This is a genomic window from Marinobacter profundi, from assembly GCF_002744715.1.
GTDB lineage: Bacteria > Pseudomonadota > Gammaproteobacteria > Pseudomonadales > Oleiphilaceae > Marinobacter > Marinobacter profundi.
Genome location: NZ_KZ319375.1, coordinates 94,864 through 107,515, shown reverse-complemented (window position 1 = coordinate 107,515; position 12,652 = coordinate 94,864). Strand labels below are relative to the sequence as shown.

Sequence of the window (12,652 nt, the reverse complement as noted above, 5' to 3'; positions counted from 1 at the left end):
TCATGGTTTCCGTCAGTTGGTGTTGAATCGGGAAAGCTCGTGCAGGACGTCGCTCACCAGCCCCGCAGTTGCAGTAAAGGAGGCCTTGGGCTTCAGGTGCGGGTCCAGCACATCAACGTGGCCCGTGGGACCCGTTACGACCATGGCGTCATCAAGAATCAGCGCATGGCTCATATAGCTGTGCGCTATTGTCCAGTTTTTGCTTCTGTCCGTGAAGAGGCCAAAGTCGGAGGCGACGTTTTCCGGGGGCGTATCTTCGCACCCAAGTGCGTGTTTTAAAAGGCTTGGGGCAATATCAAAGTGTACTGTCTTTTTGTGTATCTGTGCTGGCGTCATGCCGGGCCAGTGGATGTTGTCGCTCGAAGTCACCTTGCGGATATTGCCGAGCTGTCCGGTGTACAGGATGGTGACATAGAGTGCGGTCGCTTGGTCAGGAATACTGATCCACTTCAGTTTTGACCGGTTTGATCCTACTGGCAAACCCGTCCGGGTTTGTACGGGTTGGGCTGGCCGGGCGGGCGGTGGCGCATCCGTTTGTATTCCCACTGGTACTGTTCTGGAATCTCCCGCACGCAGTTTTCCACCGACTTGTTGAGCGCGGTGGTTGCCACCACCGGGTCGTCATCCGCCATGCCCGGTTCGCAGGGGCGGATGACCAGGCGGAAACCCTGGCTGTCTTTCAGCCGTTCGGCATAGGTCATCAGGGCAGTGGCTCCGGATTTCTGCATCAATTTCGCCACCAGGGTCATGGTGCGGACTTCCATACCAAAGAACGGTGCATAGGCGTTACCTTTGCCCCGCGGGCTCTGGTCCGGCAGGATGCCCGCGACTTCGCCTTCCCGCAGCAAGCCAATGAGGCGTGCCAGGCCGCGCCGGTCGCCGCGGACCAGTTCCGATCCCATGCGGCCCCGTACCCGGATCATATAGTCTTCAAACTCGGGCATGTGAGGAGGGCTGTACAGCGCAGCCATCTTGTAACGTGACGAAAAGTAGAGACCGGCCAGTTCCCAGTTGCCCAGATGCGGTGCCAGCAGGATCAGGCCCTTGCCGTCGGCACGGGCCTGCGTCAGCAATTCCTCGCCGTCGACCTCCCGGATCAGGTCGAGGCAGCGTTCCACCGGCCACTCCCACATCAGCGGAATTTCCATCATGGTCTGGCCGGTATGGCGCAGGCTGGAACGGGCAAGCTGCTTGCGTTGGTTGGCGGACAGTTCGGGCAGGCAGATTTCCAGGTTGATGTTGGTGACCTGCCGCGGCTTGCCGGGGATGAACCACAACAGCGTGCCCAGAACCCGGCCAATTCGCTGGGCTGACTGGAGCGAGAGTTTCCCTGCCAGCTTGAGCAGGAACAGCAGAGCGGAAGCTTTGGGCGATGCCATGTCAGACGCTTTATCCAAATGGGTAACTGCGCGGGAAACTACCACCAACGTCGAAGTCCGGCAAGTCGGGATGGCCACAGGTCAAAGCCTGGATGCGTCCTGCCAGTCACCGTGGCGGCCGCTGAGTTCCCAGTCAATGCGCTTGCGAAAACGACGGATCTTGCGGTCAATGTAGCGCTGCCGATAGCCTGGCACCGCCGCCAGCCAGTCCGGAATGGCAGGGGCGCCAAGCCCGTCAACCAGGTGAAGTTCCGGGCGGCCGGTACGGTCACTGAGGACCAGGTTATGGGGTAACAGGTTACGGGTGAGGATACCGGTTGAGCCGAGCCATTGGCAGAAGCGCTCAACGGCGGCGCGGCAGTCGGGATCGAAGCCATTGCGGGCCAGATAGCGCTCCAGGGTCGGGGCAATGTCCCCGGCGGCGGTGCGAATCAGTTCGCTCTCATTGGCGGCACCTGCACTGGTTGCCCGGCTGCCAAAGAACCGGGGCAGATGCTGCCACGGGATTTCTTCCTTGCCTGCGGCTATCAGTTGTTGAATGGCGGTTTGACGGTAGGCCCGCTGTTCCTGAAGGTTATCGTTGAGGCGCTGCCGACCCAGCAACCGCTTGAACGCCGGCTGGCGGCGGAAGCGCGCTTCAATGTTCTCGGGACGGATGACTTTCAGGCATCGTGCCGGATCGTCCGGGTGGACAAAGCAATGGCGGTTGGCGCCGGATGCGAAGGGTGTCAGAGCTGTCAGATCAATCATCGCGGCCTTTCCTGGCTGGACGCCGGCCCGGCGCTCAGCGAGGCTCTGGCGGTAAACCTGCTCAGTACGCTCCACCATCCGGTCGATGGTGAATTCGGTCCGTGCCCGGATCATCGCGGGTTGTTCGAGCTGCCGCAGTGCCTCGAGGGCTCCAAGTTGCCGGCTCAGCAAATTCCGTAACCCCTCGCCGTCTACCGCACTGGCAATGGCCTCGGGTGGCAGCAGTTCCCGCGCACCGGCAATCGGTGTAGCCAATACCGGGCAGCCGGCCTGCAGTGCCTCGATCAGCACATAGGAAAAACCTTCCCGCAGCGAGCTGATCACGCAGACATCGGCGCCCTGGAGCCAGTCTGCGACATTATGCTGCAGTCCGGCCAGCCGCACCCGGTCGCCGAGTTCGAGGCGGCTGATCAGAGCTTCGAGACGGGGCCTCTCGCTACCTTCGCCGAGAATGGTCAGCCGCCGGTCTGCAGGCAGGTGCGACCAGGCCGTGATCAGCCGGTCAAAGCCCTTGACCGGCTCCAGCCTGCCAACGGCGATGGCGTGGATTCCCCGCGCCTGCGGATTGGCGTGGGCGGCACCCGACGGCTCGGCGACCATGCAACCGTTATGGATCAGGGTTTTATGGGGGTGGGAGAGGCTGTCCAGCACGGGCTTGCTTATGGCAATCACCCGATCCAGTCGTGTCAGGCCCGGGTGGCGGCGTTTGATACCGTGCACGGTACCGACCAGCCCGGTGCCTGGAGCTGGTCGCCGTAACAGGCGGATAGCCTTGTTGCCCTGGGCATGGCAGATATCGGGGCGCAGTGAGCGCAGCAGGCGCTGCAATTGCCGGCGCAGCAGCGGGTGATGGCGGCTTCGTTGCACCGGCAATGGATGATAGTGGATGTCGGGGCCGAAGTGGTTGCGGTAAGCCGGGTGCCCGAGAACGTGAACGTCGTGACCGCGCCGGGCCAGACCGGTAGCCAGCTCGGCGGTGTGTTTCTCCATCCCGCCCCAGGTGGTACCGGGAGTGGCGACCAGGAGCACGACCCGAATACCGTTGCCGCCCATCGCTTAATCCTGTCGCAGGACTTTACGGTAAACCGCGAGGGTGGCTTCCGTCTGGGCCTCGAGGCGGAAGTGCGGGGGAATTTCAATGTGGTGAGCCGGAACGGCCAGCAGCTTTAGTACGGTGGCGGTGAATGCCTCGATGTCATCCGGCGGCACCAGCCCGGCAGGGAAGCAGGCGCGCAGGGTTTCCGCGGCGCCGCCCCGGTTAAAGGCAGCTACCGGCGTGCCGGAGGCCAGCGCCTCGGTGACGGTACGGCCAAACGGCTCCGGCTTGTTGGACAGGTGGCAGACCACGCCGGACAACCGGTACAGGTCCGCGATGTCATTGCGCTGGCCGAGGAAGGTTACATGTTTCTGCAGGCCGAGTTTGTTGCGACGGCGGATCAGTTCCCTGAGGAAATGGGTTTTGCCGGGCTCGACATTGCCAACGATGATGCCATGACAGTCCGGTCGGGATCGGGTGATATTCGCCATGACTTCGAGAAACGCCAGATGGCCTTTCCAGCGGGAGATGCGGCCCGGCATCATGATCAGGGTCTTGCCGGCCAGTTCCGGATATTGCTGCAGCAGGGACCGGCTCCAGGCCGGGGCCGGTTTGCGCTGGCGGAAGTGATCGACGTCGACGCCCCGCTGGATGACCGTCAGCTGTTCCCGCGGAACCTGGTAATTCTTCAGCACGTAATCCCGCACACATTCGGAGACGGCGATGACCTGGTTGGCCCTGGCCATGATGGCACTGTAGCGGTTGACTGAGTACATGCCGTGGAACGTCGATACCACCACCGGGCGCTCCGCTTCCGGAAGCCCGCGCAGGGCAAGCCAGACAATCCAGGCCGGCATGCGGGAGCGCACGTGGATGATATCCGGGCGCAGCTGGCGGATCAGTCGACGCACCGGGCGGATCTGGGTAAGCGAGGTCAGTGACTTGCGATGCACCGGCAAGGCAACGTGAACACTGCCCTGGCGTTCCAGTTGCTCCACCATAGGGCCGCCGCGGGACAGCACAAACGAGTCGTGGCCTCGTTTGACCAGTTCGGCGGCAAATTCCACGGTGCCCCGCTCGACACCGCCGCTGAACAACGCGGGCAGCACCTGGAGAATCCTCATGGCGCGGTACGCCCCGGTAACCGTTGCAGCAGCCAGCGCGCAGCGCGGTCGGCTTCCCACAGCGAGCGGGATGGCACGGTGGCTGCGGACATCACCGACGTGTGATCGCTCCAGCGGGCGACCCGGCCGCGCTGGTGCAGCAGAGCATTCCCCCTGGCAACCCGGCTACCCGTATTCGCGCTCAGTTCAAACAGTCCGGTCGGAATGCCGGAAGTAACCGCCTCGTACACCATCGAGGCGCTGTCGGGGGTTACCCATACCGCACGGGAAGCCGCCAGTCGATGGGCAAGCCAGTCTTCATGGGTCTGTTCCGGCTCTGCCACGGTGACCCTTGCACCCGCCAGGTCGCGCAGCCGTTGCCGCAGGGTGTCCGGTGTTCGCCGTGACCCGCTGAGGGTCCAGTGCCAGTCCGGGTAGCTGCGCATCAGGTGCAGCAGCTGATCGAAAACCACGTCGTCGTCCCACTCATAGTGCGACGAAGGGCCGCCGATCAGTGCCAGCGCTTCCTGCTTTGTAGTCAGGCGGGCGAGCGGAGTGAGGGTGTTGATCATGCCTTCGGTAAGCAGCAACCTGGTGTTGCCTGCTGTGTTATCCGTAATGCCGTCGTGCTCGGGAACGATGGCAGCGTCAATCCAGTTCAGCGGGAAACCGGGCTTCATCAGGACTACGGTGCGGGCGTTGCCGATCCGGCGCAGGGACAGCAGCAGGCGATGGGTGCCGGAGCCGGCGGCAATGATCAGGTCGGGCACCGGCAGGTTCGGTTCCAGCCTTGGTGCGAGGCCGAGCAGGGCGCGCCAGAGGGGTATCCGGTATTCGGTGGCATCCAGCCAGTAGACACTGGCACCGGCGAGCGCCTTCAGGCGGGCGCCCAGTCCGCGCAACTGGTTGCGGTGCCCTGGTTTGTTATCCGTCAGCAGCCAGAGTACCGGTGCACGGGCTGACCCGGTTGCCGCCGGCACCATCAGTCCTGCTTCCGGTAGAAGTCGGGATCAGCGGGGCCGGGACGGGTTTTGAAGCGCCGGTGCATCCACAGGTACTGATCCGGATGGCGGCGGATTTCCCGCTCGATGGTCTGGTTGACGAGGGTGGCGTCTGCCAGGTCGTCACCAGAAGGGAAATTTTCCAGTGGCGCCTGGAAGTAGATGTCATACCCCGGCTTGTCTTCGCGGCGGAAATGACTGAACGGGACCACCGCACAGCCGCTGCGCTCGGCAATCCTTGACGTGGCAGTAATGCTGCCGGTAGGAATGTTGAAGAACGGAGCAAACACAATGCCCTTGCGGCCATAATCCTGGTCGGTTGCGTACCACACGATGCGGTTCTGCTTGAGTTGCCTTAGCAGGCCCCGCAAATCACGGCTGCCAAGGGCCATGCCGTAGCGGCGCTCGCGGGCCCGGGTCATCACGGCGTTGATCAGCGGGTTGTTGTGGTCCCGCTGCATTACATCCGCGTCAATGTGTTCGGTGACCAGCGAGCCCCCCAGGTCGAGCGTGCTGTAGTGACCGCCCAGCAGGAGGATACCCTTGCCCCGGGCCAGTGCAGCATCAACGTGTTCCAGTCCGTGCACCTGGGTGATCGAGGCAAACTGCCGGGGATTGCGGAACCAGGCGAGCCCCAGTTCCATGATACCGATACCGTTGGAATGAAAGGCTTTACGCACCAGGGCCTGCTGCTCGGCAGCGGACAATTCCGGAAAACAGAGCCGGATATTGACCTCGGTAATGTGCCTTCGGCGCGCGACCAGCCGGTAGGCCAGTTCACCGATCAGCTTACCCAGCCACCACTGCACGCGGATGGGTAGTTGCGCCATCAGCCACATGAATCCGATGCCAAGCCAGCTGGGCCACCAGCGGGGATGCAGGAAGCGGGTGTAACGGGTTTCTCGGGTTCTCGACTTGTGTTTGCTCACGCTGACTGCCGCCGTCCCTTTCCGGTTGGGATCAATAGTATGGGTAAACTGTGGCGGGAAGTTTAACAGGCTCGCTGTCGCAGACTAAAGTATGAATCGACCGGCATTTGTCCGGGGCAATCAAAGTCATGGCGGTTTCGGGCCAAAGCGGGGGCATTTATGTAGAATGGCGCCGGACGGACCAGCCGGAGGCCGCATGCTGCATTTTCTATATTCTCTTTGCTTCAGGATTGCATTGCCCTTTGTCCTGCTGCGCCTGTGGTGGAGTGGCCGCAGCAAGCCCGAGGCCTGGGACCGCTGGCAGGAGCGGCTGGGGTTTGTGGCGCGCTCGCCGGAGCCGGTCATCTGGGTCCACGCCGTATCTGTGGGCGAAACCATTGCCGCCGCGCCCCTGGTGAGGGGATTGTTGCGGCGTCACCCAGGCATCCCCATTGTCATGACCGCGATGACCGCCACCGGGTCCGCCCGGGCCCGGGCGATCTTTGGTGATCAGGTTCGCTATGCCTACTCCCCCTACGACACGCCGGGTTCGGTGCGCCGGTTCGTTCGCCGTCTCCGGCCCCGTGTGCTGGTGATTATGGAAACCGAGTTGTGGCCGAACATGGTTTCGATCAGCCACCACAGCGGCGTCCCCATTTTTCTTATTAACGCCCGGCTTTCCGAGCGCTCGGCGCGGGGTTACCAGCGGGTCCGCTCGCTGGCGCGTCCGTTGCTGGCGTCGATCAGCTGGATTGCCGCCCAGGCGGAGGAAGACGCCGGCCGCTTTCTGCGGATCGGCGCCCGTGAAGATACCGTGACGGTCACCGGCAGCATCAAGTTCGATGTCGACATTTCGGATGAGCTCAGACAGGCGGCGCGAAACGTTCGTGGCGATCTGGGCGCTGCGCGTCCGGTGTGGATTGCCGCCAGTACCCATATCGGTGAAGACCTGCAGATACTCAACGCGCACGCGGCGGTACTGGAACAGTTTCCGGACAGCCTGCTGGTGCTGGTACCCCGGCATCCAGAACGCTTTGAACAGGTGGCCGGGATGGTCGCAGAGCAGGGTTTTACGCTGGCGCGGCGCTCGCGGCAACAGCAGTCGGAACGGATCGGTAAGAGCCAGGTTTACCTGGGTGACACAATGGGCGAATTGCTGATGCTGTATGGCGCGGCTGACGTGGCGTTTGTCGGTGGCTCGCTGATCGAGCGTGGCGGCCATAATCCGCTGGAGCCGGCCGCCTGGGGCATGCCCGTGGTGTCCGGGCCGCACATCTTCAACTTTGAAACGATCTATCGCCAGCTGGGCGAGGGCGGGGGGGTGACCCTGGTGGCCAGCTGCACGGAGCTGGCCAGGGTAGTGACGGACCTGTTCCGCGACCGCTCAGCTGCCGGGACGCTGGGAAACAACGCCCTTGCGGTGGTCAATGCCAACCGGGGCGCCCTGGAGCGCGTTATCGATGGAATTAGCGCCAGGGTTTGACCGATGGCTGGCCCCCGGGCCACCACGTGGTGGCCCGGGGGCCAGCCCGGCAGTTACCGGGCAGGATCAGCCATGGTTCGGTTTTCTTCCGCCAGGGCCTCGATGCCGGGCGCCGTTTCACTCAGCCAGTTGTTCAGGTCAATCAGGTCCTGGGGGCTCAGCGTACCGGCGGCCTGTTTCAGTTGCAGGGTGTTGATTACATAGTCGTAGCGGGCATTGGCATAGTCACGCAGCGCGACATAGTAGGCACGCTCGGCATCCAGCACTTCAACAATATTCCGGGTACCCACTTCGTAACCCGCGCGGGTCGCATCCAGGGCACTGCGGCGGGAAATGATGGTCTGTTCCAGGGCCGAGGCCGATTCAATGTTGGTATTGACGGTGCGGAACAGGCTGCGGGTGGTCACCCGGACATCCCGGCGGGTGGTTTCCAGGGTCTGTTCGGCCACGGTAACCAGCGAACGTTGCTGGCGGACGCCCGCCTGGGTCCCGCCACCACTGTACAGCGGTACATTAAGCGTCAGGCCGATGACGCCCTGGGTGGTGGTGCCGTCCTGTTGCAGGGAGTTCTGGCCCTCGATGCCGGTGACGTCGGATTTGCCATAGGAAGCCCCCAGGTCCAGGGTCGGCAGGTGGCCCGCCTTGGCGGTTTTCAGATTGGCTTCACTGGTGTTGAGCTCATAGATGGCAGACTGGATGGTCCAGTTCTGTTCCAGGGCGGTGGTTTCCCAGGCCGAGGGGTCCATCGGTTGTGGTCGTCCCAGCGGGAAGTTGCGCCGCAGGTTAGCCAGCTCCTCGGTGTATTCGCCGGTGAGGCGGGCCAGTTGCTCGCGGGCAATGTCGAGCTGGCTTTCGGCGGCAATGCGCTGGCTCTTGCTGTCATCGTAGCTGGCGCGGGCTTCATACACCTCGGTGATGGCAATCAGGCCAACATCAAAGCGCTCCTGGGCTTGCTCGTACTGGCGCTGGATCGCCGCTTCGGTGGCACGGGCTGTTGTCAGGGTGTCGGCGGCGCGCAGTACGTTGAAGTATGCGGTTGCCACATCGAGAATCAGCTGCTGCTGAGCCAGGTTGTAACGGGCTTGTGCCGCCTCGGTCTGGAACTTGCTGGCGTCGTAGCGGAACCAGCTATCGGCTCGGAACAGGGGTTGGGTCAGTTGTACGCCGTAGCTCAGGGTGCGGTAGGAGTTGTCCTGGTTCGGGCCGTCCACGTCAGTATGGTTGGCTTCCCCGAAGGCACCGACCTGGGGCAGCAGGGCGCTGCGGCTTACGTCGCTGCCGGCAACCTGGGCTTCGTAACTGGCTTTCGCCGCTGCAATGCCGGAGTCATAGGAGAGTGCTTTCTCGTAGGTCTCGACCAGATCCATGGCAAATACGGGCTGGGCGGCAAACAGGCCGATCAGTCCTGAAAGCAGTGTCTTCTTCATGTGTTCTCCTGAATTAACATCGGGCGTGGATGCGGGAACCGGCGCAGACAATTACTTCGCGTAACGGTCAGCCGTCAGGTGTCTTTCGCACGCCATTATGGACAATAATCCCGTTCATCTCTACACTTGCAAATCGCACTCATTTAGTGACAAGTTCATCAAGTTATCGCGTCTTGACGGGGTGCTGGCACTCTCCTGCTTTCGAGCTTTGGAGGTGCTGGCTGAGATTGCTTCGGCAGAACCCGCCACCTGATCCGGATAATACCGGCGTAGGGATCCAAGGCCAGTCAGCAGCGTTCCGGCAGCCATTTGCGGGCCAGAGCGCAGCCAGAATCCGGACAACAGCCGGACTCCGTCATACGCGACCCGTCGAGCCAACAACAAGCAGGGGCGCAACATGACCAAAGTACCGCAATACCTCAGTGATGCCGCACAGGTTGACCGCGCGGCCATCCAGCCACTACCCGGATCGCGAAAAATCTACGTCAAGGGTAGCCGACCAGACATGAAGGTGCCCATGCGGGAAATTACCGTGGGTGATACCCCCACGGCAATGGGCGGAGAACAGAATCCTCCGGTGCTGGTGTACGACACCTCCGGCCCATACTCGGATCCCGAGGCCACCATTGATCTGCGCAAAGGGCTGGCACCGGTTCGCGCAGGCTGGATTGCCGAGCGTGGCGATGTGGAGCCGCTGGCGGATTACACCTCGGAATTCACCCGCCGCCGCATGAAAGACCCGCAACTTGATCCGCTCAGGTTCATGGACGAGCGTAAACCCCTGCGGGCGAAGCCGGGCAGGAACGTCAGCCAGATGCACTACGCCCGCCAGGGCATCATCACCCCGGAAATGGAATACATCGCCATCCGCGAGAACCTGAAGCTGCAGGAGGCCCGCAACAAAGGTCTGTTGGACCAGCAGCATCCCGGCCAGTCGTTCGGTGCCAGCCTGCCGGCGGAGATCACCCCGGAATTCGTTCGCGACGAAGTGGCCCGCGGCCGTGCCATCATTCCTGCCAACATCAATCACCCGGAAGTCGAGCCGATGATCATCGGCCGTAACTTCCTGGTGAAAATCAATGGCAACATCGGTAACTCTGCGGTTACGTCGTCCATCGAAGAAGAGGTGGAGAAGCTGACCTGGGGTATCCGCTGGGGTGCCGATACCATCATGGACCTGTCTACCGGCAAGAACATCCATGAAACCCGGGAATGGATCATCCGCAACTCCCCGGTCCCGATCGGTACCGTGCCGATCTACCAGGCGCTGGAGAAGGTGGGCGGCGTCGCCGAAGACCTGACCTGGGAAATCTTCCGCGACACCCTGATCGAGCAGGCGGAGCAGGGGGTGGACTACTTTACTATTCATGCCGGTGTCCGGCTGCATCACGTGCCGCTGACCGCCAAACGCACCACCGGCATCGTTTCCCGCGGTGGCTCCATCATGGCCAAGTGGTGCCTGGCGCATCACACGGAGAGCTTCCTGTACGAGCACTTCGAAGACATCTGCGAAATCATGAAAGCGTACGACGTCTCCTTTAGTCTCGGTGACGGCCTGCGGCCTGGCTCCATTGCCGATGCCAACGACGCCGCCCAGTTCGGTGAGCTGGAAACCCTGGGTGAGCTCACCAAAATTGCCTGGAAGCACGATGTGCAGGTGATGATCGAAGGTCCGGGTCATGTGCCCATGCACCTGATCAAGGAGAATATGGACAAGCAGCTGGAGTGCTGCGATGAAGCGCCGTTCTACACCCTGGGTCCGCTGATCACCGATATTGCTCCCGGTTACGACCACATCACCTCGGGTATCGGCGCCGCCATGATCGGCTGGTACGGTTGTGCCATGCTGTGCTATGTCACGCCGAAGGAACACCTGGGCCTGCCCAACAAGGACGATGTCAAAACCGGCATCATCACCTACAAGATTGCCGCGCATGCTGCCGATCTGGCCAAAGGTCATCCGGGTGCCCAGATCCGCGACAACGCGCTGTCCAAGGCCCGTTTCGAGTTCCGTTGGGAAGACCAGTTCAACCTGGGGCTGGATCCGGACACCGCGCGGGCCTATCACGACGAGACATTGCCGAAGGAGTCTGCCAAGGTGGCCCACTTCTGCTCCATGTGTGGGCCGAAGTTCTGTTCCATGAAGATCTCCCAGGAAGTCCGGGACTACGCGGCAGAGCATGGCATTGATGAAGTCTCGGCGATTGATGCGGGCATGCAGGAGAAGTCCCGGGAGTTTGTGGCATCCGGGGGTAAGCTTTACGACAAGGTGTGAGTGCCGACCTGTCTGGTTGGCCTGATAGCTGTGGTGCAGGAGCCGGGCTACAGCCCTGCGCCACCAGCGAGACACTTGCACAACAGCAAGACCAGACGCTATCGTTCAAGGCCAGCAGATAACCGGGATAACCGATGACCAGACCGTTCCAGTTCACCGCCAGTGATGTCAACGTCGAGAAGCGCGAAACCGTATTTCATGGCTTTTTCCGCATGGATAAACTCTGGCTGACCCACCCGCGTTTTGATGGCCGTCAGATGCCAGTGTTCACCCGCGAGCTTTTCATCCGCGGCGACGCCACCTGTGTACTGCCGTATGATCCGGTCAGGGACGAGGTCGTGTTGCTGGAACAGTTCCGCCTCGGTGCGCTGGGTCGCACCCAGTCGCCCTGGCTGCTGGAGCTGGTTGCCGGGATGAACGAAGAGGGTGAGTCGCCGGAGGACGTCGCCCAGCGCGAAGGACAGGAAGAAGCAGGGCTGAGCTTCTCCTGTCTGGAAAAAATCTGTGATTACCTGGTCTCTCCGGGTGGTTCGACGGAAATGATCCACCTGTTCTGGGGAGAGGTCAGCACCGAGTCTGCCGGGGGAATTTTCGGCATGGAGCATGAGCACGAGGACATCCGGGCCCATGTGGTCGCTGCGGATGAGGCCATTGCCATGATCAGCGACGGTCGCATCAACAACGCGGCGGCCATTATTGCCTTGCAGTGGCTGCAGCTTAACCGGTCGCGATTGCGCGCCGGGCGGGGGCAGCCATGACCGAATGGGCCATGAAGCCGAAGCGCTACGTGCCGGACCTGCGCCGTCTGGGCGCGTTGTGTGAAGGCAATTACCTGCGGCTACGCCGGCTTCGTCAACTGGAGGCCGGGGGCGAGCCGGTGAGCGAGTTTGAATTGCACCGGGAAAATCTGTATCTGGGCCGGGTGCGTATCCAGGTGCTGCAGACGGCCCGGTTCACCGAAACCCTGCTGCTGGAGCAGATTCACAATGCCGGCAAGTGGCTGAACAATCCGCAGCTTACAGTGCGGGTGTACCACGATGCCGGAATGGCAGAGGTCGTCAGCTGTTATCGGGACCGGCAAATTGCTCCCGTCAATGACTACCCCAACCGGTTTATGCATCATCCTGACGAAAAGGTTCAGGTCAACGGCTTCCTCGCCGACTGGCTGGATTTCTGCCTGCATTTTGGCCATTTGCCTATCGAGCTGTCGCAGTGGTCAACCGGCAGCGAAATGGGCTAGGCTCAGGAATGTGACGGATACACCGGACACGCTTGCGAGAATATCTATAG

At 61.9% G+C, this 12,652-nt stretch carries 11 protein-coding genes and 1 riboswitch; of the genes, 4 read left to right on the top strand and 7 right to left on the bottom strand.

Annotated elements, in window-relative coordinates; translation table 11 throughout:
* Positions 1–12: 12 nt before the first annotated feature.
* From CLH61_RS15720 to lpxL, 6 genes are all read right to left on the bottom strand, one after another.
* Positions 13–480, bottom strand: a complete 468-nt coding sequence (locus CLH61_RS15720; protein ID WP_099615721.1) for a hypothetical protein — start codon at positions 478–480, stop codon at positions 13–15.
* The gene (locus CLH61_RS15715) at positions 471–1,379 is read right to left on the bottom strand and encodes a lysophospholipid acyltransferase family protein (RefSeq protein WP_099615720.1); all 909 of its coding nucleotides are present in this window, start codon (positions 1,377–1,379) and stop codon (positions 471–473) included. Before CLH61_RS15715 ends, CLH61_RS15720 begins: the two co-directional genes overlap by 10 nt.
* A gap of 81 nt (positions 1,380–1,460) precedes the next feature.
* A complete protein-coding gene (locus CLH61_RS15710; protein WP_099615719.1) occupies positions 1,461–3,182 on the bottom strand; it encodes a YrbL family protein in 1,722 nt (573 codons plus the stop codon).
* A gap of 3 nt (positions 3,183–3,185) precedes the next feature.
* On the bottom strand, positions 3,186–4,289 hold the full coding sequence (locus CLH61_RS15705; protein WP_099615718.1) for a glycosyltransferase family 4 protein: 1,104 nt from the start codon (positions 4,287–4,289) through the stop codon (positions 3,186–3,188).
* Positions 4,286–5,251, bottom strand: coding sequence for a mitochondrial fission ELM1 family protein (locus CLH61_RS15700; RefSeq protein ID WP_099615717.1), 966 nt, complete (start codon positions 5,249–5,251; stop codon positions 4,286–4,288). Before CLH61_RS15700 ends, CLH61_RS15705 begins: the two co-directional genes overlap by 4 nt.
* A complete protein-coding gene (gene lpxL / locus CLH61_RS15695) occupies positions 5,251–6,198 on the bottom strand; it encodes an LpxL/LpxP family Kdo(2)-lipid IV(A) lauroyl/palmitoleoyl acyltransferase (RefSeq protein WP_099615716.1) in 948 nt (315 codons plus the stop codon). Before lpxL ends, CLH61_RS15700 begins: the two co-directional genes overlap by 1 nt.
* A gap of 196 nt (positions 6,199–6,394) precedes the next feature.
* Here lpxL and waaA point away from each other — a divergent pair, with 196 nt between their 5' ends.
* Positions 6,395–7,660 carry a lipid IV(A) 3-deoxy-D-manno-octulosonic acid transferase gene (waaA, locus tag CLH61_RS15690; RefSeq protein WP_099615715.1) on the top strand — a complete coding sequence of 422 codons (1,266 nt, stop codon included), beginning with the start codon at positions 6,395–6,397 and terminating at the stop codon, positions 7,658–7,660.
* Between the two features lie 53 nt (positions 7,661–7,713).
* Here waaA and CLH61_RS15685 read toward each other — a convergent pair whose 3' ends face one another.
* A complete protein-coding gene (locus CLH61_RS15685) occupies positions 7,714–9,087 on the bottom strand; it encodes a TolC family outer membrane protein (RefSeq protein WP_099615714.1) in 1,374 nt (457 codons plus the stop codon).
* Positions 9,088–9,254: 167 nt separating this feature from the next.
* Positions 9,255–9,381, top strand: a riboswitch (TPP riboswitch).
* 103 nt (positions 9,382–9,484) lie between these two features.
* Here CLH61_RS15685 and thiC point away from each other — a divergent pair.
* The 3 genes from thiC (at position 9,485) to CLH61_RS15670 (ending at position 12,602) form a co-directional block, all read left to right on the top strand.
* The gene (gene thiC / locus CLH61_RS15680; protein WP_099615713.1) at positions 9,485–11,362 is read left to right on the top strand and encodes a phosphomethylpyrimidine synthase ThiC; all 1,878 of its coding nucleotides are present in this window, start codon (positions 9,485–9,487) and stop codon (positions 11,360–11,362) included.
* A 134-nt stretch (positions 11,363–11,496) separates the two neighbouring features.
* Positions 11,497–12,120 carry an NUDIX domain-containing protein gene (locus tag CLH61_RS15675; RefSeq protein WP_099615712.1) on the top strand — a complete coding sequence of 208 codons (624 nt, stop codon included), beginning with the start codon at positions 11,497–11,499 and terminating at the stop codon, positions 12,118–12,120.
* Positions 12,117–12,602 carry a DUF1249 domain-containing protein gene (locus CLH61_RS15670; protein WP_099615711.1) on the top strand — a complete coding sequence of 162 codons (486 nt, stop codon included), beginning with the start codon at positions 12,117–12,119 and terminating at the stop codon, positions 12,600–12,602. The genes CLH61_RS15675 and CLH61_RS15670 overlap by 4 nt, the downstream gene beginning before the upstream one ends.
* The last annotated feature ends 50 nt before the right edge of the window (positions 12,603–12,652 follow it).